We start from the raw sequence: 24,236 nt of genomic DNA, 5'->3' as shown, positions 1-24,236 counted from the left end.
TGGACAGTGTTGTCAGTTGTGCGAATCATCCACTTCGCAGCGGTCCGGCGGGTCCCTACGGTCCTACCAACTCGGTTCCACTCGCGGCGAAGGAGGACCGGTGACGATCGACTCGGCGGTGATGATCACCTACCTGGTGGCCATGGTGGTCATCGGCTGGTGGGCGGCCCGGCGGGCCAGGGACAAGAGCGAGTTCCTGGTCGCGGGTAGGCGCCTGGGCTACGTCATGTACTCCGGCACCATGTCCGCGGTGGTGCTCGGCGGCGCGTCCACCGTCGGCGGGATCGGGCTGGGCTACCAGTACGGGCTGTCCGGGGCGTGGATGGTGCTGACCATCGGGCTCGGCGTGCTCGGCCTGAGCCTGGTGTTCGCCGCGCGGATCACCCGGCTCAAGGTCTACACGGTCAGCGAGATGCTCGACCTGCGCTACGGCGGCAAGGCGGCGCCGGTCTCCGGCGTGGTCATGTGGGCCTACTCGCTGATGCTGATGGCCACCTCCACCATCGCCTGCGCCACCATTTTCGGCGTGCTGTTCGGGATGTCGCACATCCCGTCGGTGCTGCTCGGCGGCGGCATCGTGGTGCTGTACTCGGTGCTCGGCGGCATGTGGTCGATCACCGCGACCGACATCGTGCAGTTCGTGGTGAAGAGCGTCGGCATCCTGCTGGTGCTGCTGCCCGCGGCGATCATCAAGGCGGGCGGGTTCAGCGCGATGGCGGCGAAGCTGGAGCCGCAGTTCTTCTCGCTGTGGGCCATCGGCGGCGAGAACATCTTCAAGTACGTGCTGCTGTACTTCTTCGGCCTGCTCATCGGCCAGGACATCTGGCAGCGGGTGTTCACCGCGCGGGATGACAGGGTGGCCCGGATCGGCGGCGCGTTCTCCGGCGTCTACTGCCTGGTCTACGCCTTCGCCGGCGCTCTCATCGGCACCGCGACCAAGGCGCTGTACCCGGCGCTGGAGGCCCGCGACCGGGCGTTCGCCACCATCGTCACCGAGGCCCTGCCGGTCGGTCTCAAGGGCCTGGTGCTGGCGGCCGCGCTGGCCGCGGTCATGTCCACCGCCAGCGGCGCCCTCATCGCCTGCGCCACGGTCGCCGGCAACGACCTGTGGCCCCGCCTGCGCCGCAATCCCGGCGCGGGCGACGACCTGCGCACCACGCGTCTGTTCACACTGATCCTCGGCGTGCTCGGAGTGGCCATCGCCTGCCTGGTCTCCGACGTGGTCACCGCCCTGGACGTCGCCTACAACCTCCTGGTGGGCGGCCTCCTGGTACCGATCCTCGGCGGCCTGCTCTGGCGCCGAGCCACCCGCGCCGGCGCCCTGACCGCGATGACCCTCGGCGGTGGCACCGTGATCGCCTGCATGGCCTACTTCGGCCTGTCCGCCCAGGAACCGATCTACCTGGGTCTGCTCGTCGGCCTGGTCAGCTACGTGACGGTCAGCCTGCTCACCCGCCCCGAGGACCCGGCCCGGCTGGCCACCTGGGAACGCCGCCTCGCGGGCGAGAGCAACCCCGCCGAACCGACGGCGGCCCGATGACCGCGCCCACCCCTCCCCCTGCTCCCGGGCAACTCAGCAACCCAGACCAGCTCGGCATCCGGGGACCGATCGACGCGTCCCGGGTCCCCCGTTTCGCCGGCTGGCCCACCTTCGCCCGCCTGCCCCGCCGCGACGAGGTCGACCGCTGCGACATCGCCGTCCTCGGCTTCCCCTTCGACGCCGGCGCCTCCTACCGACCCGGCGCCCGCTTCGGCCCGGCCGCGATCCGCGAGGGCAGCCGCCTGCTCCGCCCCTACCACCCCGGCCTGGCCATCTCCCCGTTCGCCACGGTCCAGGTCGCCGACTGCGGTGACGTCGCGGCCAACCCCTTCGACATCCCCGAGGCCCTGGCCCAGATGACCGAGGCCACCACCGCCCTGGTGGCCACCGGCGCCATCCCGGTCGCCCTCGGCGGCGACCACACCATCGCGCTGCCCATGCTGCGCGCGGTCGCCGGCAGGCACGGACCGGTGGCGCTGCTGCACTTCGACGCGCACCTGGACACCTGGGACACCTACTTCGGCGCCGCGCACACCCACGGCACGGTGTTCCGCCGCGCCGCCGAGGAGGGCCTGCTCGACACCTCCCGGCTCACCCACGTCGGCATCCGCGGCCCGCTCTACGGCCCCGGCGACCTGGCCACGGACGAGGCGCTCGGCTTCCTGGCGATCACCTCGATGGACCTGGCGGAAACCAGCGCCCGCGAGATCGCCGCCCGGATCGCCACGCGGATCGACGACGCCCCGCTCTACATCTCGGTGGACATCGACGTGCTCGACCCCGCGCACGCCCCCGGCACCGGCACCCCCGAGGCGGGCGGCCTGACCAGCCGGGAGCTGCTCGGCATCCTGCGCGGCCTGGCGGGCTGCCGGATCGTCGGCGCGGACGTGGTGGAGGTCAGCCCGGCCTACGACCACGCCGAGCTGACCGCGATCGCCGCCGCGCACACCGCCTACGAACTGATCAGTCTCATCGCGGCGCGCCGCCGAATCGACAAGGAGAAGCACCGGTGATCACTCGGGTCAGCAGCAAGGTCGCCTCGTTCACCGAGTCGGTGATCCGGGAGATGACCCGGTTGGCCACCGCGCACGACGCGGTGAACCTGTCCCAGGGCCTGCCCGACTTCGCCTGCCCGCCGGAGCTGAAGCAGGCGGTCAAGGACGCGGTGGACGCCGACCTGAACCAGTACCCGATCACCTTCGGCGAGTCCGCGCTGCGCGAGGCCATCGCCACCAAGACCGGGTGGGCCTACCCGGGCTGGCAGGTCGACCCGGAGACCGAGATCTGCGTGACCTGCGGCGCCACCGAGGCCATGGTCGCCACCATGCTCGCCCTGGTCGAACCCGGCGACGAGGTGATCATGTTCGAGCCGCACTACGAGAACTACGGCCCGGACGCGGTGCTCGCTGGCGCCACCCCCCGGTTCGTCCCGCTGCACCGCCCGGACTGGTCCATCGACGAGGCCGAGCTGCGCGCTGTGTTTTCCGAGCGCACCAGGGCGATCGTGGTCAACACCCCGCACAACCCGACCGGCAAGGTGTTCAGCCGCGCCGAGCTGGACCTGATCGCCGAGCTGTGCCAGCGCTACGACGTCCTGTGCATCACCGACGAGATCTACGAGCACATCCACTTCCTCGGCGACGGCGGCCACATCCCCCCGGCCACCGTGCCGGGCCTGAGCGACCGCACGATCACCATCAACAGCGTGTCCAAGACCTACGCGGTGACCGGCTGGCGGGTCGGCTGGACCATCGCCCCGGCCTGGGCGACCAAGGCGATCCGCACCGTGCACGACTTCCTCACCGTCGGCGCGCCCACCCCGCTGCAAGCCGCCTCGGTCACCGCGCTGGGCCTGCCGCCGGAGTACTACACCGGCCTGGCCGCGCACTACCGCGAACTGCGAGACCTGCTCTGCCCGGCGCTGACCGAGATCGGCTTCCGGCTGCACGCGCCCGACGGCGCCTACTACGTGCTCTGCGGCACCGAGGACCTCGACCCCGGCGGCCATGACGTCGAGTTCGCCCGCCGCCTGATCACCGACCTCGGCGTCGCGGTGGTCCCCGGCTCCTCCTTCTACGCCAACCCCGAGGAGGGCCGGAAGCTGGTCCGCTTCGCTTTCCCGAAGCGTCCCGACACCCTGCACACCGCCATCGACCGCCTCCGTGCCCTGCGCCGCATCCCAACCAACATCTAGCCGCTGAGCTGGGCAAACACGGCGGGTCTCCACTCAGGGGACCCGCCGTTTCACTGTCCGGGGGCAGGTCATGCTTGCGTCTCGAGTGTTGGCGATATATCGTGAACACATCGGCGACACGAATAGCATGTCGCGACTATTCAAGGAGTGATCACATGACTGCCCACGCAGCAGCTTTCGGCCCCTGGTTCAGCGGCCCGCGCATGCGGACCCCGTGGACCCGGGTGGCCATGCACAACGACACCGGCGAAGTTCCCGGCGAGCCCGCCGAAGGCCGAGGTGAGCGCCGCGGCGAGCGGGGCCGCCGCGGTGGTGGCCCACACGAGCGCGGCCACGGCCGAGGCCGGGGCGGCCACCGCCACTTCTGGGGCTGGACCCCGGACCGCGGCCCGGCCGGCCCACGCCACGGCGGCCCGTTCCCGCCCATGCCCCCCGGCTTCGGCGGCCCCGGCAGCGGCTGGCAGCGCCCCAAGGTCGGCCGCGGCGACGTCCGGGCCGCGGTGCTGCTCGTCCTGGTCGACGGCCCGACTCACGGCTACCAGCTCATCGCCGACATCACCGAACGCAGCGACGGCTACTGGCGTCCCAGCCCCGGCTCGATCTACCCCGTGCTCAAGCAGCTCGCGGAAGAGGGCCTGGTCGTCTCCGAGAAGGAAGGCGGCCGCCAGATGGTCGAACTGACCGAGGCAGGCCGCACCTACGTCGCGGAGAACGAGGCCGAGCTCGCCGTGGTCTGGGACACCGTCAGCGGCGGCGTGGACACCGCGGTGGTCGAGCTCCAGGAGCTACTCGGCCAGGTCCACCAGGCCGCCCTCCAGGTCGCCGCCGCCGGCACCCCGGAGCAGGCCGCCCGAGCCCGCCAACTCCTCGCCGAGGTCCGCCGCAACCTCTACCGCATCCTCGCGGAAGAGGACGACCAGCAGTGACCGGCCCGGCAGGGGCGTGACGCGAAGTCCCGTCACGCCCCACACCGCCGCCGACACCGCGACCCACCCCCCGTCGCCCGCCGGTCGACCGCAGCACGCGTTGCGGCGCGATCACCCGCCCCGCAACCGTCCGCGGAACCCAGCCGCACCCGCAACATCCAGCCACAGCCGCAAGATCCGCCACAGCCGCTACATCCAGCCGGACCCGCAGCGCCTGCCGCACCCCGCGGCACCCCCGTCGTCCGGCGGCATCCGGCGCGCACCCTCGCGGCCCCGGCCCCTGCCCCGCATCCGGATCGCGGCGCTTGGTCAGCAAGCCGCGGCGAGCCGGGCCAACTGGTCCGCGCTGAGCTCCAGCTCCGCCGCCACCAGTGACTCCTCCAGCTGCGCCACCGAGCTGACGCCCAGCACCGGCACCACCACCGGGTTGCCGTGCAACAGCCACGCCAGCACCACCTGGTTCACCGTGGCGCCCAGCTCGGCGGCCACCTCTTGCAGCACGGCGATCTTGCGCCGGGTACCGGGGTGGTCGTAGTGCTCGTGCAGCGGGCGGTCCGGCCGGGTGTAGGCCCCGAACAGCAGGGTCGTGTACGCGGTCAGCACCAGGTCTTCCTCGGTGCGCACATAATCCAGCAGCTCATCACTGGCCTGAACGTGGCCGGTCTCGGGCAGCCTGATGTCCGGCCGCGGCCGGAGGTAGCTGTGCCGGAACTGCAGAACTCCGTACGGCGCAAGCCCATCCCGCTTCGCCAGTTCACGCGCGCGGTCGATCCGCCAGGTCGGGTGGTTGCTGCACCCCGGCACCCGCACCTTGCCCTGCGCCACGGCCTCGCCGAACGCGCCGACCGTCTCGGCCAGCGGCACCGAGCGGTCCTCGATGTGCGCGTAGTACACGTCCAGGTGATCAGTGCCCAGCCGCCGCAGACTGTTGTCCAGCTGGGTGCTGATCACCTTGGCGGACAAGCCTTCCGCGTTGTCCGGGAACTGTCCGGCCTTGTCCGGGTCCGGCAGCGCGCCCACCTTGGACGCCAGCACCACCTCGGACCGGTTGCCCCTGGTGCGCAGCCAGTCGCCGAGCAGGTTCTCGCTTTCGTCACCCTTTCCGTCCTCGGTCCAGAACACGTAGTTGTTCGCGGTGTCGATGAAGTTCCCGCCCGCCTCGACGAACCGGTCGAGGATGGCGAAGGAGGTGTCCCGGTCCACTGAGGACCCGAACGGCAGCGCGCCGAGGCACAACACGCTGGCCCGCTGGCCGCCGGCACCACCGAGGGTGATCTGTCGCATGCGCCGAGCCTGTCCGCTGGAGCGCGCTCCAGGTCAAGCCTTGCGCCGCACCAGCTTCTCCAGCACCGCCACCGCGGCCTCCGCACCGCGCTCGGCGTTCACCAGCCGACCGAGCCGTTCGGCCCGCCGGGCCATGCCCGGATCGGTGACGGCGAGGTGGATCGCCTCGGCCAGCGCCCGTGTGGTCAGCACCCGCTGCGGGATCGGCGGCGGTGCCACCCCGAGGTGGTGCATCCGCCGCGCCCACTGCGGCTGGTCCGCCACGACCGGGCAGCCGACCTGCGGCCGCCCGGCGACCACGGCAGCCGCGCTGGTGCCGCCGCCACCGTGGTGCACCACCGCGGACACCCGGGGGAACAGCCAGTCGAACGGCACGTGGTCGACCAGCATGACCTCCGGGGGCAGCTCGTCCAGCTGCATCCCGCCCCACCCGGACACCAGCACCGCGCGGACGCCTGCCAGCCGCACCGCGTCCAGCACGGTGCGCGCCAAGCGCCGAGGGTCGCCGCCGACCGTGCTGCCGAAGGTCACGCACACCGGCGGTGCGCCGGCGTGCATGAACTCCGCCAGCGCGGGCGGCGGTGTCCAGTCCGTGGCTGCGGGCAGGAACCAGTAGCCCGTGGTGTGCACGGATTCCGGCCAGTCCGGCGCGGGCGGGAACACGTGCGGGCTGAACGCGTTCAGCACCGTCGTGGACCGCCCGTCGGGCTGACGCAGCGGGTCGTGCTGTCCCCGGCGCCGGGGCAGGCCGAGCACCTGCTCCCGCCACCGGTCGGTCGGCTTGGACAACAGTCGTCCGGACAGCCCGAGCAGTGTGTAGGTGAACCGGTTGAACGCCGGCGGCAACCAGTCCGGCACCGAGATCAGCGAACAGGGGAACGCGTCCGTCGGCACGTAGGCGGTCTGCGGCGAGGCCAGCACCGACGGAACCCGAAGCTTCTCCGCGATGTGCTGTCCGGCCGTGATCGGGTGGTGCACCACCAGGTCGGGCCCGAACGCCGCGGCCGCCCAGCTGTCCTCGAGCACAGCGGTCGCCGCGTCCTTGCCGCGCCGGAGGGCATCGAGCCAGGCCACACCGGCTTGCACCGCATCGCCTTCTCGCGAGGCCCGAAGCTCCGCGCTGTCAGCGAGCTCCACCAGGGCATCACTGATCGGCGAAAAAGGCAAATCGTGCTCGGCGACGTAGGACTCGAACCGCGCGGGCGCGGCCAGCACCGCCTTGTACCCGGCCTGCTCAAGCGCCTTGCCGAGCGCGACGAAAGGCTGGATGTCCCCCAGCGAGCCGTAGGCCAGAAGCAGCACGTTCATCGTCGTTGCCCCGTTTGCGGATCGTCGTTCCCTCAGTGTGTGGAACACAATCGGTTGCCACCGCCGATCCGGTACCTCCCAAAGTAGGAGTCCGGCCCAAGTTCACGTACTCGAAACCACCCGGCGTGACTGATTTCGCCGCCATTTCCGCACGACACGGGCGGCGGTATCCCACGGTCGTGGGATCTGGCTACGTTTGCCCATGAAGTGGTCGGACCCTCCCCTTCGGAGGCGCTACTGTGCATGGCGAGGACGTCCCCTGGTGGCCAGGCCTGTTCCGTCCTCTGCTGCATCGCGTGGCTCCTGACGCCGACCAGCTTCAGGTGACCCGAGAGCTCCGGGTCTGGTTCGCGTTGTGCAACTCCCCCGCCGTGCCGCCGAACCGGCGGCGGGCCGAGCGCACAGCCCGTTACTGCCCCACGTGTGTGCGGTCCACGCCCAAGTTCCGCTATGTCAACCAGAATCAGGAGGCCCCTACACCCGTACATCCACCCGGCCACCGACCCCAGCCCGGCAACTCCCCGCCCGGCGAACCCCACTACGGCGACCCGCCGCACGGCAAGCCGCAGTACGACAACCCTCAGCCCGGCCGTCCCCACCGAGGCCCGCACCCGCAGTCGAGTCGATTCCTTTCAGGCCAACCTCGACGCGGCAGGCCCGGCCCCAGCTGACCCAGCCCGCTCCGGCCAGGCGCGGCACCGCATCCGGACTCCATCGAGCCAGTCCGGGCGCAACCGCGCCGGAGAACCGCACCGCTGGTTCAGCAGGCCCCGCCGAACCACTGACCTCGGGCCAGCAGCAGACCGCTGGCTCCCGGATCGCCGAACCGCTGGACTGTCCGAGCCAGACCGGTCCCCGGCGCATCCGGCGCCGCGACCTCGGTCAGGCGGAACCGGGCGAGACGAGGGTTGTCACCACGCCGGACGGGGCGGGCATGCCAAGCCGGCCAAGCCGATCACCGCCGCACCCTGACGATTCAGGCACCCTGACGATCCAGGCACTGAGCCGGGCCAGGACGGCCCCGCCGCCAGATCGCCCGGGGCGGGCCAACCCGGGGCAGTCCGATCGAGCCTCCGCGAGCGGAGCGAGGTCGTGACCGCACCGGTTCGGTCCACCGCCGTCGCCGGGTCGCTCGCAGCGGCCACGGGAGGGATCCATCCCGTGCCGCCTGAGCGGCCCAGCACCGGCGGACGCGGCAGTGATCCGGTGCGGCTGGCCCGGCATCGCCCGAGCCAGGCCGGTGCGGCGCTGTCCCCCGGAGCGCGAGGTCCTCGCTCCGTTCCGGGGGTCAGACCGCGGCCCTGGCCTCGCGGGGACGACGGCGCTGGGACGGGTCCGTGATGCCCGGCGGCTGGTAGAAGCTGTCGTCGGCGTTCAGGACGGTGCCAGGGGGAACGAGTTCGTCGATGCGGTCCAGCACCTCGTCCTCGAGCACGACATCCTTGCCCGCCAACAGGTCCGCGAGCTGTTCAGGGGTGCGCGGCCCGATGATCGCCGAGGTCACCGCCGGGTGGGCGAGCACGAAGGCCACCGCGAGGTGGGCCAGTGAGTGGCCCGTCTCCCCGGCGAGCTTGAGCAGCTGCTCGATCACGGCGTACTTCCGCGCGTTGGCGGGGTTCGCCGGGTCGAACATCTGCTGCTGCACCGGGTGCGCGCCTTCCGGCAACTGGTAGCCGGGCCGGTAGCGACCGGTGAGCCAGCCCCGGTTGAGCGGTCCCCAGGTCAACACGCCCATCCCGTAACGAGCACAGGTCGGCAGAACGGAGGTCTCGGCCGCGCGGTTGAAAATCGAATAGGGCGGTTGCTCGGTGCGCACGCGGACATGGCCGCGCCGTTCCGACTCCCACTGCATCTCCACGATGAGCTCGGCCGGGAAGGTCGAGGTGCCCACCGCGCGGACCTTGCCGGAGCGCACCAGATCCGACAGCGCGCCCAGGGTCTCGTCCACGGCGGTGTCCTCATCGGGCCGGTGCAGCTGGTACAGGTCCAGGTGGTCGGTGCCGAGCCTGCGGAGGCTGTCCTCCACGGCGCGGACCAGCCAGCGCCGGGAGCCACCGCGCCGGTTGGGGTTCTCGCCCATCGGCAGGTGCGCCTTGGTGGCCAGGACGACGTCGTCGCGACGGCCCTTGAGGGCCTTGCCGACGATCTCCTCGGACTCGCCGTTGGAGTAGACGTCAGCGGTGTCGATGAAGTTGATGCCCGCGTCCAGGGCGGTGTGGATCATTCGTACCGACTCGTCGTGGTCGGCATTGCCCATGGCGCCGAACATCATCGCGCCGAGGCAGTAGGGGCTGACCTTGATTCCGGTGCCGCCGAGGGTGCGCAGCCGCATGTCGTGTGTCCCTCAGTTCGTGGTGGGAAGACGGATCTGCTCGACCCGAAACACCACCGTATCGGATTACCGCATATATGCAACACTCGTGTTGCGAGTTTATGGGGAGGCGCGACTGCTGGGTATCGTCTGCCCATGTCCTTGGAGCGGCCACTACGCGCGGATGCGGAACGCACCCATCAGGCGATCCTGCGCGTGGCCGACCGCATGCTGAGTGCGGATCCGACGACGACGTTGCAGCAGATCGCCGATGCCGCGGGCGTGGCCCGCACGACCGTGCACCGCCGGTTCGCCACCAGGGAGGCGCTGGTCGCGGCGATGATTGACGCCATCATGTCCCAGGTCGAGGACGCGATCAACGCCGCCCGTACGGATACCGCGCCGCCGTTGGTGGCCCTGCACCAGTTGACCGCGAACCTGGTGACGGTGAAGAGCGTGTGGCGGTTCACGCCGAGCAAGCAGGCGCTGGCCGAGTCCACGGCCATGGCCACCGAGGTGCGGGTCCGCCGGAAGTCGCAGGCGCTGTTCGACCGGATCCTCGCGGCCGGACTGGTGGACGAGTCGGTCAGCCCGGACTGGCTGGGCCGGGTCTACCACGCCCTGCTGCTCGAGGCGGTGCACGAGCACGTCGAACAGCGCACTGACGTCGACGTGCTCGCCGACCGGGTTGTCACCACGCTGTTCCACGGCTTGGGCCCCCGAGGTTGAACCGTGGGGCACGACGGCCCGTTGACCGCCGTGCCCACCCCCAGTTCCCCCCGCCGTCAACACTCTCGCAGCACCCGCCGGGATCCCTCCCGCCGCGAGGTGAGTGCGCTCCCCCGCCGGAGTGAGCCGCGATCACCCGAAGCTGCGGCACCGCCGGGTGCTCGCCGCCGCGGCCACCGTGTCCAGCAGGCAGTGCAGTCCCACCGCGGTGGTGAAGTCCGGGTCCTGTGGCGTTCCGGTCCGGACCGCCCGCAGGAGTTCGGCGTACAGTCGGGCGACTCCCTGGGCGGGGCCCGCCGGGACCGCGGCCACGCCACTCCGGTAGCTCTCCGGGACCGGGACCACCTCAAGCGACTGGGCCACGCCAAGCAGGGTGGCACCGGGCGGGGCGGCACCGAGTGCGACGGCACCGGGCGTGGCGGCACCGGGCGTAGCAGCGGCCGCCGAAGTGCCGCCGCCGGTGCGGCGGGCCAGCAGCACGGTGGACTCGTGCTCGCCGATCCGACTGGGGGACACCAGGACCAGAGCACCGCGGCGGCCTTGGACCTCCATCCGGAAGCCGGTGCCGCCCGGTGCGCCGGACTGCAGGTGGGCCGAGATCGCCACCCCGGACTCGAGGAGTCCTTGCACCAGGACCTGGTCCGGGCCCGGCACGCCGGGGCAGCGGGTGGTGAGGGTCGCGGACAGTTCGGCGGGTTCGCCCAGACAGAACCGGAGGACGTCCAGGGCCTGGCCGCCGTCGCCGGTGAGCAGCGGTTCGTCCACTGTGGACTCCGATGGACTCGCTGGGGCGGCGCTCAGGGTCACGCCGAGCACCTCGCCGATCTCGCCGTGGGCCAACAGGTCACGGGCGAAGCGCGCGCCGGGGTCGGCGCGGCCGCGCAGGCCGACGACCTGGTGCCCGCCGGAGCGGGCGGCCAGGTCGCGCAGTTCGGCCGCGGCGCGGACGTTGGTGCTCAGCGGCCATTCGCAGAACACGTGTTTGCCCGCGGACAGGGCAGTGCGCACGAGATCGTCGTGGCCGGGGACCGGGCCCGCGACGGTGACCACGTCCACCTGGCGGTGGGTGGCCAGCTCGGCTGGGTCGGCGCAGACCAGGTGCGCGCCCCACTGGGCGGCCACGTCGTCGGCGGGATGGCTTGGGTCGGCGACCGCGAACAGCTCGACTCCGTGCAGTCCTCGCAGCGCGGGGAAGTGCGCGCGGGCCGCCCAGCCCCGCGCCAGTCCGTCGCCGATCACCCCGACTCGCATTGCCCTACTCATGGGTGCAGCATGCAACCTCCACTAAGCTGGAGGTCAACCCCCGAAGGCTCGGGCGGGCGGCACCGGGGCGACCATGGGCGCGGTGTCGGTGATGGGTTCGGCGCCCGCGCAGAGCTTGGTCAGGTCGGCGCCGGAGACGCAGCGGGCCGGGAATGCCGCCGAGTGCACCTTGCTGGTGATCTCCGGCACCGGCAGATCGGTCTTGGAGCCGACCAGCACCAGGTTTCCGAACCGGCGTCCGCGCAGCACCGCGGGTTCGGCGACCAGCAGGACCTGGGGGAAGACCAGGCTCAGGGTGGCCACGACGCGACGGGCGAACTTCAGGCCGGGGCCGTCGGTGACGTTGACGATCACCGTGCCGTCCGGGCGGAGCACCCTGGCGATGTCGCCGATGAACTCCCGGGTGGCCAGGCCGCCGGGCATGGAGGCGCGCTGGAAGGCGTCCAGCACAACAAGATCCGCCGACTCGTCACGCCGGGTGGTCACGCCTTCCCTGCCGTCGCACACCCGCACCCGCAGGGCGGGGACGTCGCGCAGCCGGAGGTGTTCACGGACCAGGTCGATGAGTTCGCCGTCGGCGTCGAAGACCAGTTGGCGCGAGCCGGGGCGGGTGGCGGCGAGGTAGCGCGGGACGGTGCAGGCGCCGCCACCGATGTGCAGGGCGTCCAAGGCCGCTTCGGGCTCGCCCAGGCAGTCGATGACGTCGCCGATGCGGCGGATGTAGTCGAACTCCAGGTGGGTGGGGTCGTCGAGGTCCACATAGGACTGGGCGACGCCGTCCACGCTCAGCAGCCAGCCGTTGGGCCAGTCCAGGTCGGCGAGCAGCTCGGCCATGCCGAACCGCACCGGGTACTGGCCGGGCACCGGTCCGCGCACGGCGCCCCGCTGCCCCTTTGGTTCCCGCCCCCGCCGCATCCAGCCCCGTCCCGATTCCCGCCCGGCCAACCCCGCAACCCTAACCCCGAGCGGGGAGAGGGCGGCGGGGCAGGGCCGAGCGGGGCGCGAGGAGAAGGGCAGGCCCAGCGGCGGGACGGGGCGGATGGCCAGCGGGACGGCGGGACGGCGGGACGGGGCAGGTGGACTAGCTGGCGTTCGGGAACGTCGCGGTGAAGCTGGCGTTGTCCGCCGTGCCCTGGATCTTGAGCGTCTGCCTCACGTGGAAGGGGTTCCAGCGCAGGCGGAGCTCGGTGGTCTTGCCGTTGTGGGTGACAGTGAGGGTGGCGGTCGCTTCCTCGTGTTGCGCGGGGATGGTGATCGTGCCGGTGACACCCGCGTCCGTGACGTGCTGGACGTGGTCCAGGCGGATCTGGGGGTTCTCGAAGTGGATCGTGCCGCCGCGGACGCCGGGGAGCTGCTTGCGGTTGACCTGGAGGGCGGTGTTCGGGTTGCGGCGGGCCAGGGCGTCGTTGGCGGTGCTCAAGGCCACGGCCAGGGCTGTGCGGTGTTCGCGGGACAGGGCTGGGGCGTGTGGGGTGGGCAGGTTGTCGGTGGTGCGGGGGAAGTGGGCCTGGGCCTGGTAGTTCTCGGCGGTGCAGGGCGGGGTGGGTTTGGCCGGGTTGGTGAGGAAGGTGCGGACGGCGTGGGCGGCGCAGGGGCTGTAGCCGTAGTTGGTGATGCTGGGGACGTGCTGACCGAAGGGGACGATCAGGGCGCGGCCGCGGGGGACTGAAGCGGCCAGGGTTCGGGCCGCCTGGTCGGCGCCCAGGTCGAGTTGGCCGCCGATGGCGAGCAGGGGGACGTCGGGCAGGGCGGTGCCGGGTGGGATCAGCGGAGTGGGGCGCGGGGTTGGCCAGTGGGCGCACCAGTCCTCGGCCCAGCCGAAGGCGCCCATGACCTCGGCGGCGGTCACCGGGCGTTCGGGGTTGGCCTGGCGGTAGCGGGCCAGTTCCTGGCGGCGGACCTCCGGGGTGGCGGTGCGGGAGAACGGGTAGGCGCTGTCGGCGCACCAGAACGCGAAGAACGGGGCGGTGAACGGCGAGCCCCTGGGCGGCAGGGTGGGGCCGGTGGCGGCGAGGCGGTGCAGCGGGGCCGGGTCGTCGGCGAGGTAGGCGGCGATGGCGGCGTTGATCTCGCGGCCGACCGAGGGTTCGCCGGGTTTGGAGATGATGTCGTTGAGGGCGAACAGGGGCAGCTTGGGGTCGGGGTGGGCGCGCAGGCGGGTCATCAGGTCCGACCAGCGGCTCGCGGGGGTGCCGGGCAGGGCGCGGCAGGCCGGGGAGGGCGCGCAGACCGCGGTGAGCTGGGTGGCGGTGACCCGCAGGCGCTCGTTGAAGGTGTCGCCGACGGCGTAGCCCTCGGCGTTCACCGGCATGGCGCTGTCGGCGATGATCGCCTTGGTGCGCTGGGGAAAGCGGACCGCGTAGGCGGTGGCGTCGCGGGTGCCGTAGGAGGTGCCGTACAGGGTCAGCGCCGGGATGCCCAGGGCGGCGCGGACGGCGTCGACGTCGGTGACGCGTTGGTCGGTGGTGAAGAACTGGAGCCGGGGGCCGATGCCGTTGGTGCAGTCGGCGACGGTCTGGGGTGTGGTCAGGTCCAGGTCGGGGCAGGCGAACGGGGCGGCGCGGCCGAAGCCCCGGCGTTCCACGGCCAACACGTTGAACCGGGCGGACTCGGCGCCCAGGGCCCGACGGTGGCCTTCGATGGCGCCGCCGAGCGACGAGGCCGGACCGCCGCCGAGGGCGAGCACGGTGCCCTCGGCGGGGCGGGACTGGTCGGTGCGGGGGTGGAAGGTGAACGGGATGGGGATGCGTTCGCCGGTGGGGTCGGACCAGTTCAGGGGGAGGTCGAGGGTGCCGTCGCACTGTTGGGTCGCGGTGGCGCAGGGGTGAGTGGGGGGCGAGGTGGGTGGAGCGGCGACAGAGGTGGAGGCCACGGCGGTGGCAGGGGAGGCGGCGGCGGTCGCGGCGGCAGAGGAGGCCGCGATGGCGGCGGAGCGGGCAGCAGCGGCGGAGGCGACGGGGGTGGCGGCGGCGACTGGGGTGGCGGTGGCTGTGGTGGGGATTGTTAGGGCGAGCAGGGTTGCCGTGGTGAGGGTGCGGAAGTGGTTGGGGCGCATGTGAACCTTCCCTTGGTGTGATGTGGAAGCTAGTCACGCCAAGGGGTTTGGGGCGTCAACCCGTGGTGCCAGATCTGGGGTGGCACCTGGGTTGCAGTCAGGGCCAGGGGTTGAGGGTGGGCAGCGGGGTGCCGTCGGCGGTGGTGACCGGGGTGGGTGGGACTCGGCCGGCCAGCCAGGCGGCGATGGCGGTGGGGGTGCCTTGGAGGGTGACCGGGTGGGGCAGGCGGGGGTGCAGGTAGGTGGTCAGGTAGGCGGTGAACTCCGGGGTCCACTCGGTTGGGGTGTAGGCCAGGACCAGGTCGGTGGTGTGGATCTCCGCTTCGCGCCACCAGGCCAGGGCGGTGTCGAGCAGGATGCCGTCGCGGTAGCTGACCGGGCGGGTCCAGTCAGTGGGGGTGGCCTTCGCCCAGGTGGCGTCCAGGGTGTTCAGGGCGGTGTGCAGGGTGGCGCGCAGGGTTTCGGGGGGCTGGGTGGCGCCTTGTTCGATGGCGGCGTCGCGGGCTGGGCGGCCGCCGTCGTACACCTCGATCTGGTTCCCGGCGTAGGCGAATTCCGCCTGGCGGGTGAACGCGGCGGCGAGGTTGGCCAGGTGGGTGAGGACGTGGGCTCGGGTCCAGCCAGGCAATGCTGACGGGGTGCTGGTGTCGAAGGGGGTGTCGAGCAGGGCGCGGAGGCGGTTGTTCGCGGTGTGCAGGGCTTGGGCGAGATCTGGGGGCATCGTCATGTGGGGCTCCTAATGGGTTTTGGGTATCTAACCATTAGGATGGGGTGGTGGACCCGGTTTTGGCGTTGGTGAGCACCGTTCGGCATGACGGGCGGGGTGGTGTTGCCGACGATCTTGGGGATCTTGACCGGTGCAGGCGGTGGTTGGGGGATCCGGGGGTGGAGGAAGCCGGGCGGTTGGCATTGGTGGGGTTGCGGCAGGCGGTGCGGTCGTTGTTCGCGGTGGTGGTGGCGCCGGAGCCGCCTAGTGCGGCGGATGCGGACCGGTTGCCGTCGGTGGCGGAGGCGGTGCGGCTGGTCAACGCGGCGGTGTTGCCGGAGCGGGTTTGGCTGGAGTGGGCAGCGGGGCCGGTGGTGCACACGGAAGCGTTGGGGGGCAACGGGATTGAGCTGGTGCTGGACCGGTTCGCGCGGGCGGCGATCGCGTTTCTGACCTCGCCAGCGCGGCTGGGGTTGCGGGCCTGCCGGGGGCCTCGGTGTGTGAAGTACTACGTCCGCGAGCATCCCCGGCAGGGGTGGTGCTCGCCCGCGTGTGGCAACCGGGCCAGGGTCAGCAGGCACTACCGCCGGCGGGTGGACTGAGGGTGGGCGTGTCACCAGCGGCGGAGGTGCGTAACCTCGGAGGGTGCGTGCGGAGTTGTTGGACCCGATCGCGCTGCGGACCTTCGTGTCAGTGGTCGAGCACGGGTCGTTCACCGGGGCTGCCGCGGCCGGCGGCTACACCCAGTCGGCAGTGTCCCGCCAGATGGCGGCGCTTGAAGACCTCTGTGGCGTGGAACTGTTCGCCCGGATCCCCCGTGGCGTTCGCCTGACCCCCGCCGGGGAGTACCTGCTCCCCCATGCCCGGTCCCTGCTGGACCGGCTCACCGACACCGCGCGGGCGCTGGACGCGATGCGCACCCTGGACGCGGGCTGCCTGCGGGTCGGCGCCTTCGCCACCGCCAACGCGGCCCTGCTGCCGGGCGCGCTGTCCCGGTTCCGGGCGGCCCACCCCAAGATCACGCTGACCCTGCGCGAGGGCACCACCGAGCGCCTGCTGCCCATGGTGGAGGCCGGTGACCTCGACCTGGCCGTGGTCAGCACGCACAAGCGGCCCAGTCTGGAGGTGCCGGGCGCGGAGCTGCTGCCGGTGCTGGACGATCCGCTGCTGGTGGCGCTGCCGGTGACGCACCGGCTCGCCAACCGGCGGCGGGTGCCGCTGGGCGAGCTGGCCGGGGAGAGCTGGATCGTGGCGGACACCCCGGAGGCGGTGGGCGCGCTGAACGCGACCTGCGCCAGCGCCGGGTTCACCCCGGACACCCCGCTGCGGGTGGCCGAGTGGACCGCGAAGTTGAGCCTGGTCGCCGAGGGGCTCGGGGTGACCATCGTGCCCGGCATCGCGGCCGGGCGGACGCCGGCGGACGTGGTGCTGCGGCCGATCACGCCGGAGCCGCCGCGCCGGTCGGTGTGCCTCGCGGTGCCCCGGCACGCCCGGCGCTCCCCCGCGGTGCTCGCCTTCCACGCGGAGCTGCGGGCCAGCGCGGCCGAGCTGCGCCCGGCCAGCTAGCCGAGCCTGCGGCCCAGGTCGTCCAGGCCGTTCCAGGCCGCGCAGGCGCCGTAGACGATGATGAAGGCCAGCGGCTGGGCCAGGATCGCGGTGACGTCCACCGCGGCCGGGGCGACCGTGTAGACGTCGCCGAGCTGCACCGAGGTGGGCACCGAGTACCAGAAGCCGGTGAACAGCCCGCCCATCAGCGTGGCCAGGTAGGCCGCCAGCGCGGAGCCCGCGGTGGCGCCGATCATCACCACCGGTCCCCGGCGCCGGCGCAGCAGCCACACCACCGCGCCGGTGATCGCGCCCGCGGCCAGGGTGAGCAGCAGGAACACCGCCAGCGAGTCGAACTGGTGGTTGGAGTCGCCGGGCAGCGCCGGGGTGCGGCCGTTGGTGGCGACCTGGCGCTGGATCGGCGGGGCCAGCAGCGACCACAGGAACGCCACCGGGATGCCCAGCAGCGAGATCAGCGAGGCCATGCTGATCGCGGGCAGCAGGTCGGCCTTGACCACCACCCTCGGGATCGGCCGGGGCAGCACGTAGGGCAGGTACGCCTCTTCCGGCAGCTGCCCGACCCCGCCGGGCTGGATGCGCACCGGGTCCGCGCGACCGGGCAGTGGCGGCTCGTTCATCACAGTCGTCCTCCCTGGCCGCCCTCGGTGGACCCGTGCGCGCTGCACTTGGCCGACCAGCCGGACGGGCTCACCTGCACGATCATCCGCCGCGCGCACTGGGGGCAGTACCGGGGCGGGTCGATGGCCCGCCTGGCCACGCAGCTCCGGTGTTCGCCCTCGTTGTCCGGCTTGCCGCAGATGTCGCAGAACAGGGCGGTGGCAGGGGTGTCAGAGAGTGTCATTGAGCGCCTTGATCGGCATGTTCAGCTCTTCCAGCATGTCCAGGTCGGAGCTCGCCGGGCGGCCGAGGTTGGTCAGGTAGTTGCCGACGATGATCGCGTTGATGCCGCCCAGCATGCCCTGCCGGGTGCCCAGGTCGCCGAAGGTCAGCTCGCGGCCGCCGGAGAAGCGCAGGATGGCGCGGGGCATGGCCAGGCGGAACGCGGCGACGGTGCGCAGCGCGTCCGAGCCCTCCACGATCGAGAAGTTCTCGTACGGGGTGCCGGGCTGCGGGATGAGGAAGTTCATCGTGCACTCGTCCGGGTTCACCTCGGCCAGCTGGGCGGCGAACTCGGCGCGCTGCTCGACGGTCTCGCCCATGCCGATGATGCCGCCGCAGCAGACCTCCATGCCCGCCTCGCGCACCATCCGCAGGGTCTCCCAGCGCTCTTCCCAGGTGTGCGTGGTGACCACGTTCGCGAAGTGCGACTTCGCCGTCTCCAGGTTGTGGTTGTACCGGTGCACGCCCATCGCGACCAGCTCGTCCACCTGCTCCTGGGTGAGCATGCCGAGGGAGCAGGCGATCTGGATGTCGATGCCGGCCGCGCGGATGGCCTCGATCCCGGCCTTGACCTGGGAGAGCAGCCGCTTGTCCGGTCCGCGCACGGCGGCCACGATGCAGAACTCGGTGGCGCCGGTGGCCGCGGTCTGCTCGGCCGCCTTGACCAGGCCGGGGATGTCCAGCCAGGCCGAGCGCACCGGCGAGGGGAAGCGGCCGGACTGGGAGCAGAAGTGGCAGTCCTCGGGGCAGCCGCCGGTCTTGAGGCTGACGATGCCCTCGACCTCGACCTCGGGACCGCACCAGGCCATCCGCACCTCGTGCGCGAGCTGGAGCAGGTCGCCGAGGCGTTCGTCGGGCAGCTGGAGCGCGGCCAGGATCTGCGCCTCGGACAGGCCCTCACCGCGGTTGAGCACCTGCTCCCGCGCGACGATGAGGATGTCCCGGTCGCCCGCCTCGGTCGTGGTGGCCTGTTCGGCGGCTGTGGTCACCGTGTGTTCCTTCCGATGGACGCTCGGTCGGCTTGCCATCCTGCCTTACCGATGCCGGAGTGCGCTGAGGTACATCTCACTGTTCCGGGGCGGATTCATCCCTTCTGGGGGAACGGATTCGATCCAGGCGACCGCGGGTCACCGTGGCGAGCACGGCCAGTGCGGCCAGGCCCAGCAGGCACCAGCCGACCACGCGCACCCCGCCGGGCGGGTTGGCCGCGATCAGCAGCAGCACGCCGGGTGCGATGAGCAGCACCAGGACCAGGCCGAGGCAGCCGAGGTCCAGGCGACCGCGGGCCTCGCCGAGGCCGAGTGCGGCGGCGGTCGCGGCGGCGGCCAGTGCCAGCAGCGCGGCGCCGGCGACCGCCGCCCAGACCCGGCCGGAATGGGTGCGGGCGGGGTCGAAGGCGGCCACCCAGAGCAGGGACAACCCGGGCAGGGCGAGCAGGCCGACCGCGGCCAGCGAGCAGCCGATCCGGTTCGCCCTCGGCACCGGCTCGTTGGCCGACGCGGGCCTGGGCAGGTGGCTGACCTGGCCGTTCGCCGGTTCGGCCGGTTCGTCCTCGTCATCGGGGCCGCCGCGGTTGAGCACCGCGCCGAGCATCACCAGCACGCCGAAGACGACCAGACCCCAGCCGGTGATCCGGATGCCGGTGCCCTCGGCGAGCAGGGCCAGCAGCAGGCCGGGCACGGTGAGCAGCGGCAGGCCGAGCGCCACGCAGCCGAGGTCGTAGCCGGGGCGTTTGCCGTCGCCGACGTCCAGGGTGACCAGCAGTCCGGCCACGGTGGCCACCAGCAGCGCGGCCGCGCCGACGGTCTGCCAGACCCGGACGTCGGGATCCGCGCCGCCGAAGATCACAGCCCACACCAGGTAGGCGGCCGGTCCGCCGAGCAGCACCAGCAGGGCGACCGCGCAGCCGGGCGACTTGCGGGCCGGGGGTCGCGGCATCAGGTCAGCCCGTGCCGGACGGTGAACTCGGCCGCGTCGAACTCCCCGCCCAGCGCGGGCGCCAGGCCGCGGCGGGCCAGCAGCAGGAAGTCCTCCTCGTGGCACTTGCCCGCGCCCTCGGGCAGCACGCCGAGCAGCGGCACGCCGGTGACCTCGGGCAGGTCGGCCAGGTTGTGCCGGGCGGCCAGGCCGGGCTGGTGCGGCCAGCTGCCCACCACCACGCCCTGACAGGTCAGGCCGCGGCGGCGCAGCGCCTCCACGGTGAGCGCGGCGGTGTTGAGCACGCCGAGCCCGGCCGAGGCGACCAGCAGCACCGGCGCACCCAGCGCCCAGGCGGCGTCGGCCAGGGTGCTGCCCGCGTGGTCGAAGCGGACCAGCAGGCCGCCCGCGCCTTCCAGCAGCACCAGGTCGTGTTCGGCGTCCAGACCCGTTGCCGAGGCGGCGATCTGGGCCGGCCGGACCGGGGGCAGCCCGGCGGCGCGGGCCGCGGTCGCGGGGGCCAACGGTTGCGGGTAGCGGGCGAGCTCGCGCGCGGTGACGGGACCGGCGAGGCGGACCACCTCGTCGATGTCACCCGGTTCGGTCGGTCCCACCCCGGTCTGCGCGGGCTTGAGCACGGCGACCCGCCTGCCCTGCGCCCTGGCCAGCGCGGCGACGGCGGCGGTGACGACCGTCTTGCCGACCTCGGTCCCGGTTCCAGTGATCACCAGCACGGTCACGTCTGTGCACGCTACTCAAGCGTCCGGGCGGGCCCGATCGGGGGAGGGTCAGCCGGCGGCCGCCGCGGCGCGCAGGGCGGCGGTGATCCGCTGGACGTCGTCGTCGGTGCTGACATACGGCGGCATGGCGTAGACCAGGTCGCGGAACGGGCGCAGCCACACGCCCTCACCAACCGCGGCTTCGGTGGCGGCCCGCATGTCCACCGGATGGTCGAGCTGGATCACTCCGATGGCGCCGAGCACGCGCACATCGCGCACCCCGGGTAGCGCGCTCGCCCCGGCCAGCCCCTTGCCGAGACCGGTTTCGATCCGCCGGACCTCGGCCGCCCAGTCCTGGCTGAGCAGCAGCTCCAGCGAGGCGTTGGCGACCGCGGTGGCCAGTGGGTTGCCCATGAAGGTGGGGCCGTGCGCGAGCACCGGCAGCTCGCCCTTGGCGATGCCCCCGGCGATCCGCTCGGTGCACAGGGTGGCGGCCAGGCTGAGGTAGCCGCCGGTCAGGGCCTTGCCGAGGCACATCACGTCCGGGCTGACGCCGGGGTGGTCGGCGGCGAAGAGCGCGCCGGTGCGGCCGAAGCCGGTGGCGATCTCGTCGAAGATCAGCAGCACGTCGTGGGTCAGGCACAGCTCGCGCAGCACGTGCAGGTAGCGCGGGTTGTGGAAGACCATGCCGCCGGCGCCCTGCACCACCGGCTCGACGATGACCGCGGCCAGCTGGTCGGCGTGCTCCTCGATCGTGTCGGCCAGGTGCTGCACGTAGCGGGGGTCGATGTCGGCGTCGAAGCCGCGCGGCGGGGCCTCGGCGAAGACCTGCTCGGGCAGCACGCCGCGCCACAGCGAGTGCATGCCGCCGTCGGGGTCGCACACGCTCATCGGCTGGAAGGTGTCGCCGTGGTAGCCGCCACGCCAGGTGAGCAGCCTGCGCTTGTCCGGGCGGCCGAGGGAACGCCAGTACTGCAGGCACATCTTGACCGCGACCTCGACCGAGACCGAGCCGGAGTCGCAGAGGAAGACGTGCTGGAGCGGCGCGGGGGTGATCTCGACCAGCTTCTGGGCCAGCCGGATCGCGGGCTCGTGGGTGAGGCCGCCGAACATGACGTGGCTCAGCTTGTCCACCTGCGCGTGCACCGCGGCGTCCAGGGCCGGGTGGCGGTGGCCGTGGATGACCGCCCACCAGGAGGACATGCCGTCGATCAGCTCCCGGCCGTCGGCCAGCCGCAGCCGCACACCCTGGGCGGACTCGACCAGCAGCGGCTCCTGGGTGCCGGGCATCGGGCCGTACGGGTGCCAGACGTGCCTGCGGTCGAGGTCGAGGAGTTCGCGGCTCACCTCCGCACCCTAGGTCGTGTCTCCGCAGTCCCGCTCACGGGAGTCGTGATCGCTTCGGCCGCTGGCGGTGCGGCCGGGGCGCGCTGCTGCTCTTCGACGCCGAGGAACCGGAGCTGGCCCGGATCATGGCGGCCGATCCCTGCTACCGCACGCCGGGGATCAGCGTCCGGCTCCGGCGCGAATACCGTCCACTGTGGACACTCAAGGGGTGACGCGGGCGTTCTTGATCAGCTGTGGCCGGGCCGCCATCCGCCGGTGCACGATCTCGGCGAAGGCGTCCACCTCCTTGAGCGGGAACAGGATGGTGCCCCGGCGGCCCTGCACCTGTAGCACCCGGCCCGGCGGCAGCGACGCGCCCCCGCTGCCGTCCGGCTTGCTCAGCGCGCGGCGGGCCGGGGCGAGGGTCTCGGAGACCTCGATCACCGTCACCTGCTCGATCTGCTTGAGCAGCAGGGACACCTCGTCGCCCGAGCCGCCCTGTTTCCAGCGCAGCTCGGTCAGTTCCAGCCGGAGCTGGCCGGTGATCCCGTTGAGGTCGGCGTGCAGCACGAACCCGGTCTCGCCGAGGTCGGGGCTGTACGGGGTGAGGAAGCCGCGGCGGGCGCGTCCGGCGAGCACCCCGGCGCTGGTGGGCAGCAACACGCACAGGGTCAGCACCAGCGGCCACACCCACCACTGGATCGGTGACCAGTAGCCGGTGGCCGGGAGCAGGGCGAAGCAGACCAGCGCGGTGATCCAGAACGCCCGCCGGGCCCAGGCCGTCGGTGTCAGCCACCACTCCGGCCTGCGGGTCAGCGCCCAGACGAACCCGGCCAGCGGGCCGCCGGTGATGATCACCAGGCCGATCGCCGAGTCGGCTCGCAGGGTCAGGCCGAAGATCACCAGCGTGACCACCAGCGCCGCGGCGAAGCCGGGGACGATCACGTAGGCGAGCACCAGCAGCGGCTGGGCGCGCAGCCAGCGCAGGCGGAGTTCGGCCTCGCTGGCCGGGGTGGACGGGCCGGGCGGCTTCGCGGAGATCACGGCATGGGTTTACCAAACCCGGCTGCCCCGTGCGTCCGGAACGGCCAACTCGGTGTCCAACAACGGCCAACACGCGGTCAGGGGTCGGTGACGCTGTCGGTGCGCCGGGAGGGGCGGCCGGTGATCCTGCCCTCGCCGCTGGGGATCCGGACCGAGCGCAGCGATCTCACCACGGGGTGGGTGCCGGAGCTGACCAGGTACGCGCGGGCCAGGAACGTGGACGTGCTGCTGTGGTTCCACTGGCAGCGGCTGGACACCCAGCAGGAGCGGGACACCCAGTTCACGCTGATCACCGGTTGGGGCGTCAAGGGCGTGAAGATCGACTTCATGGAGTCGGACTCGCAGGCCCGCTACCAGTGGTACGACCAGGCGCTGGCCGACACCGCCCGGCACCGGCTGATGGTCAACTTCCACGGCTCGACCATCCCGCACGGGCTGGCCCGCACCTGGCCGCACCTGCTCACCATGGAGGCGGTGCACGGCGCGGAACAGCTGCCGCAGCCCACCGACAACCCGGTGCACCCGTTCGCGCGCAACGTGGTCGGCTCGATGGACTACACGCCGGTGTCGCTGGAGGTCGGGCCGCGTCAACGGCGGTTCGCCGCGATCGCCGGGCCATCGCGGGCCGGACCAGCTGCCACCAGCCGGTGCCGCAGCCACCGGTGACCAAACTGACCGTGAGCCCTGGCGATGCCGGGGACCTGTTGGCGGGCAACAGCTTCGAGGCGACCGCGGAGTTCACCGGGGACAGCGCGCGGACGCTGCGCGAGGTCGAGCTGCGGCCCAGCGCGCCGGCGGGCTGGCAGGTAAGCGGACCGGCGATCACCTTGGACCGGCTGGCTCCCGGCGGTCAGCTGCGCGGCCGCTGGCAGGTCACCGTGGGGCCGGAGGCGAAGTTCGGGCCGGTGGAGATCCCGGTGTTCGCCGAGTTCACCGATGCCGCGTTGCCGCAGGGGCGGCGGCGGGTGCACGTGGAGCAGGGGGTCAAGGCCGCGGTCGCGCTGACCGGGCAGCCGTGGGTGAGCGAGCTGCCGTTCGCCGCGGAGAGCAACGGCTGGGGCCCGGTGGAGCGGGACCGCTCCAACAACGAGTCCGCCGGTGGCGACGGGAACCCGTTGCGGGTCAACGGGGTCAACCACGCCAGGGGGCTCGGCACGCACGCGCCGAGCGAGATCTCGGTGCACCTGGGCGGCCGGTGCACCCGGTTCACCGCGCTGGTCGGGCTGGACGACGAGACCAGCTCGCCGGGTTCGGCCGTCTTCCAGGTGCTCGTCGACGGCGTGCTCCGGCAGGAGACCGCCGTGCTGCGCACCGGGCAGGCCGCGGTGCCGCTGTCGGTGGACGTGGCCGGGGCGCGCACGCTGACGCTGCGGGTGACCGACGGCGAGGACGGCCGCAACTTCGACCACGCGGACTGGGCCGAGGCAAGGCTGTCCTGCTGAGTGTCCACAAAGGACGATGGCGTGCCC

23 protein-coding genes are annotated in these 24,236 nt (G+C 72.3%); 9 read left to right on the top strand and 14 right to left on the bottom strand.

Features of this window, described 5'->3' with window-relative positions; genetic code table 11:
- The first annotated feature begins 100 nt into the window (after nucleotides 1–100).
- From N8J89_RS10220 to N8J89_RS10205, 4 genes are all read left to right on the top strand, one after another.
- On the top strand, nucleotides 101–1,540 hold the full coding sequence (locus N8J89_RS10220) for a sodium:solute symporter family protein (RefSeq protein WP_283664088.1): 1,440 nt from the start codon (nucleotides 101–103) through the stop codon (nucleotides 1,538–1,540).
- Entirely contained in the window at nucleotides 1,537–2,553 is a 1,017-nt protein-coding gene (gene speB / locus N8J89_RS10215; RefSeq protein WP_283664087.1) for an agmatinase, read from the top strand. Before N8J89_RS10220 ends, speB begins: the two co-directional genes overlap by 4 nt.
- Entirely contained in the window at nucleotides 2,550–3,734 is a 1,185-nt protein-coding gene (locus N8J89_RS10210) for a pyridoxal phosphate-dependent aminotransferase (protein ID WP_283664086.1), read from the top strand. Before speB ends, N8J89_RS10210 begins: the two co-directional genes overlap by 4 nt.
- Nucleotides 3,735–3,889: 155 nt before the next feature.
- The gene (locus N8J89_RS10205) at nucleotides 3,890–4,660 is read left to right on the top strand and encodes a PadR family transcriptional regulator (RefSeq protein ID WP_283664085.1); all 771 of its coding nucleotides are present in this window, start codon (nucleotides 3,890–3,892) and stop codon (nucleotides 4,658–4,660) included.
- A gap of 309 nt (nucleotides 4,661–4,969) precedes the next feature.
- On the opposite strand, the gene N8J89_RS10200 is transcribed toward N8J89_RS10205, so the two are convergent.
- The 3 genes from N8J89_RS10200 to N8J89_RS10190 form a co-directional block, all read right to left on the bottom strand.
- The gene (locus N8J89_RS10200; protein ID WP_283664084.1) at nucleotides 4,970–5,944 is read right to left on the bottom strand and encodes an aldo/keto reductase; all 975 of its coding nucleotides are present in this window, start codon (nucleotides 5,942–5,944) and stop codon (nucleotides 4,970–4,972) included.
- A gap of 33 nt (nucleotides 5,945–5,977) precedes the next feature.
- On the bottom strand, nucleotides 5,978–7,252 hold the full coding sequence (locus N8J89_RS10195) for a glycosyltransferase (protein WP_283664083.1): 1,275 nt from the start codon (nucleotides 7,250–7,252) through the stop codon (nucleotides 5,978–5,980).
- Nucleotides 7,253–8,540: 1,288 nt separating this feature from the next.
- On the bottom strand, nucleotides 8,541–9,584 hold the full coding sequence (locus tag N8J89_RS10190; RefSeq protein ID WP_283664082.1) for an aldo/keto reductase: 1,044 nt from the start codon (nucleotides 9,582–9,584) through the stop codon (nucleotides 8,541–8,543).
- Nucleotides 9,585–9,719: 135 nt separating this feature from the next.
- Between N8J89_RS10190 and N8J89_RS10185 the strand changes: the two genes are divergently transcribed.
- Nucleotides 9,720–10,292 (top strand): TetR/AcrR family transcriptional regulator, encoded by a 573-nt coding sequence (locus N8J89_RS10185; RefSeq protein ID WP_283664081.1) that lies wholly within the window; start codon nucleotides 9,720–9,722, stop codon nucleotides 10,290–10,292.
- A gap of 132 nt (nucleotides 10,293–10,424) precedes the next feature.
- Here N8J89_RS10185 and N8J89_RS10180 read toward each other — a convergent pair whose 3' ends face one another.
- The 4 genes from N8J89_RS10180 to N8J89_RS10165 form a co-directional block, all read right to left on the bottom strand.
- A complete protein-coding gene (locus N8J89_RS10180) occupies nucleotides 10,425–11,555 on the bottom strand; it encodes a Gfo/Idh/MocA family protein (protein WP_283664080.1) in 1,131 nt (376 codons plus the stop codon).
- A gap of 33 nt (nucleotides 11,556–11,588) precedes the next feature.
- A complete protein-coding gene (locus N8J89_RS10175) occupies nucleotides 11,589–12,470 on the bottom strand; it encodes a spermidine synthase (RefSeq protein WP_502868434.1) in 882 nt (293 codons plus the stop codon).
- A gap of 166 nt (nucleotides 12,471–12,636) precedes the next feature.
- Nucleotides 12,637–14,610 carry an alpha/beta fold hydrolase gene (locus tag N8J89_RS10170; RefSeq protein ID WP_283664078.1) on the bottom strand — a complete coding sequence of 658 codons (1,974 nt, stop codon included), beginning with the start codon at nucleotides 14,608–14,610 and terminating at the stop codon, nucleotides 12,637–12,639.
- Between the two features lie 97 nt (nucleotides 14,611–14,707).
- Nucleotides 14,708–15,337, bottom strand: a complete 630-nt coding sequence (locus N8J89_RS10165; protein ID WP_283664077.1) for a maleylpyruvate isomerase family mycothiol-dependent enzyme — start codon at nucleotides 15,335–15,337, stop codon at nucleotides 14,708–14,710.
- Between the two features lie 44 nt (nucleotides 15,338–15,381).
- Here N8J89_RS10165 and N8J89_RS10160 point away from each other — a divergent pair, with 44 nt between their 5' ends.
- Nucleotides 15,382–15,918 (top strand): CGNR zinc finger domain-containing protein, encoded by a 537-nt coding sequence (locus tag N8J89_RS10160; protein ID WP_349497461.1) that lies wholly within the window; start codon nucleotides 15,382–15,384, stop codon nucleotides 15,916–15,918.
- Between the two features lie 43 nt (nucleotides 15,919–15,961).
- Complete coding sequence (locus tag N8J89_RS10155) at nucleotides 15,962–16,882, top strand: LysR family transcriptional regulator (protein ID WP_283664075.1); 921 nt, start codon at nucleotides 15,962–15,964, stop codon at nucleotides 16,880–16,882.
- Here the strand turns inward: N8J89_RS10155 and N8J89_RS10150 are convergent.
- The 7 genes from N8J89_RS10150 to N8J89_RS10120 form a co-directional block, all read right to left on the bottom strand.
- The gene (locus N8J89_RS10150) at nucleotides 16,879–17,499 is read right to left on the bottom strand and encodes a DUF2567 domain-containing protein (protein WP_252486188.1); all 621 of its coding nucleotides are present in this window, start codon (nucleotides 17,497–17,499) and stop codon (nucleotides 16,879–16,881) included. The two genes, N8J89_RS10155 and N8J89_RS10150, sit on opposite strands and share 4 nt — an antisense overlap.
- The gene (gene bsaP / locus N8J89_RS10145) at nucleotides 17,499–17,723 is read right to left on the bottom strand and encodes a biotin synthase auxiliary protein BsaP (RefSeq protein ID WP_252486187.1); all 225 of its coding nucleotides are present in this window, start codon (nucleotides 17,721–17,723) and stop codon (nucleotides 17,499–17,501) included. Before bsaP ends, N8J89_RS10150 begins: the two co-directional genes overlap by 1 nt.
- A complete protein-coding gene (gene bioB / locus N8J89_RS10140; protein WP_283664074.1) occupies nucleotides 17,710–18,750 on the bottom strand; it encodes a biotin synthase BioB in 1,041 nt (346 codons plus the stop codon). Before bioB ends, bsaP begins: the two co-directional genes overlap by 14 nt.
- 76 nt (nucleotides 18,751–18,826) lie before the next feature.
- A complete protein-coding gene (locus tag N8J89_RS10135) occupies nucleotides 18,827–19,699 on the bottom strand; it encodes a hypothetical protein (RefSeq protein WP_283664073.1) in 873 nt (290 codons plus the stop codon).
- Nucleotides 19,699–20,418 carry a dethiobiotin synthase gene (gene bioD / locus N8J89_RS10130; RefSeq protein ID WP_283664072.1) on the bottom strand — a complete coding sequence of 240 codons (720 nt, stop codon included), beginning with the start codon at nucleotides 20,416–20,418 and terminating at the stop codon, nucleotides 19,699–19,701. Before bioD ends, N8J89_RS10135 begins: the two co-directional genes overlap by 1 nt.
- Before the next feature lie 48 nt (nucleotides 20,419–20,466).
- The gene (locus N8J89_RS10125) at nucleotides 20,467–21,744 is read right to left on the bottom strand and encodes an adenosylmethionine--8-amino-7-oxononanoate transaminase (RefSeq protein ID WP_283664071.1); all 1,278 of its coding nucleotides are present in this window, start codon (nucleotides 21,742–21,744) and stop codon (nucleotides 20,467–20,469) included.
- Between the two features lie 201 nt (nucleotides 21,745–21,945).
- Complete coding sequence (locus N8J89_RS10120) at nucleotides 21,946–22,767, bottom strand: hypothetical protein (RefSeq protein WP_283664070.1); 822 nt, start codon at nucleotides 22,765–22,767, stop codon at nucleotides 21,946–21,948.
- 87 nt (nucleotides 22,768–22,854) lie between these two features.
- Here N8J89_RS10120 and N8J89_RS10115 point away from each other — a divergent pair, with 87 nt between their 5' ends.
- Together N8J89_RS10115 and N8J89_RS10110 are read left to right on the top strand one after the other, a co-directional pair.
- A complete protein-coding gene (locus tag N8J89_RS10115; protein WP_283664069.1) occupies nucleotides 22,855–23,433 on the top strand; it encodes a glycoside hydrolase family 97 catalytic domain-containing protein in 579 nt (192 codons plus the stop codon).
- Nucleotides 23,430–24,209, top strand: coding sequence for an NPCBM/NEW2 domain-containing protein (locus N8J89_RS10110; RefSeq protein ID WP_283664068.1), 780 nt, complete (start codon nucleotides 23,430–23,432; stop codon nucleotides 24,207–24,209). Before N8J89_RS10115 ends, N8J89_RS10110 begins: the two co-directional genes overlap by 4 nt.
- The last annotated feature ends 27 nt before the right edge of the window (nucleotides 24,210–24,236 follow it).

Source organism: Crossiella sp. CA-258035 (assembly GCF_030064675.1).
Classification (GTDB): domain Bacteria; phylum Actinomycetota; class Actinomycetes; order Mycobacteriales; family Pseudonocardiaceae; genus Crossiella.
This window is presented reverse-complemented; position numbering and strand designations above follow the sequence as displayed.

Bases quoted from the DNA above. Each gene is read 5' to 3' on its own strand.
- bsaP (WP_252486187.1), bottom strand. From the start codon at position 17,723: ATGACACTCTCTGACACCCCTGCCACCGCCCTGTTCTGCGACATCTGC.
- N8J89_RS10185 (WP_283664081.1), top strand. From the start codon at position 9,720: ATGTCCTTGGAGCGGCCACTACGCGCGGATGCGGAACGCACCCATCAG.
- N8J89_RS10150 (WP_252486188.1), bottom strand. From the start codon at position 17,499: ATGAACGAGCCGCCACTGCCCGGTCGCGCGGACCCGGTGCGCATCCAG.
- N8J89_RS10165 (WP_283664077.1), bottom strand. From the start codon at position 15,337: ATGACGATGCCCCCAGATCTCGCCCAAGCCCTGCACACCGCGAACAAC.
- N8J89_RS10180 (WP_283664080.1), bottom strand. From the start codon at position 11,555: ATGAGTAGGGCAATGCGAGTCGGGGTGATCGGCGACGGACTGGCGCGG.
- N8J89_RS10170 (WP_283664078.1), bottom strand. From the start codon at position 14,610: ATGCGCCCCAACCACTTCCGCACCCTCACCACGGCAACCCTGCTCGCC.
- N8J89_RS10175 (WP_502868434.1), bottom strand. From the start codon at position 12,470: ATGCGGCGGGGGCGGGAACCAAAGGGGCAGCGGGGCGCCGTGCGCGGA.
- N8J89_RS10200 (WP_283664084.1), bottom strand. From the start codon at position 5,944: ATGCGACAGATCACCCTCGGTGGTGCCGGCGGCCAGCGGGCCAGCGTG.
- N8J89_RS10205 (WP_283664085.1), top strand. From the start codon at position 3,890: ATGACTGCCCACGCAGCAGCTTTCGGCCCCTGGTTCAGCGGCCCGCGC.
- N8J89_RS10195 (WP_283664083.1), bottom strand. From the start codon at position 7,252: ATGAACGTGCTGCTTCTGGCCTACGGCTCGCTGGGGGACATCCAGCCT.
- N8J89_RS10190 (WP_283664082.1), bottom strand. From the start codon at position 9,584: ATGCGGCTGCGCACCCTCGGCGGCACCGGAATCAAGGTCAGCCCCTAC.
- N8J89_RS10135 (WP_283664073.1), bottom strand. From the start codon at position 19,699: ATGCCGCGACCCCCGGCCCGCAAGTCGCCCGGCTGCGCGGTCGCCCTG.
- speB (WP_283664087.1), top strand. From the start codon at position 1,537: ATGACCGCGCCCACCCCTCCCCCTGCTCCCGGGCAACTCAGCAACCCA.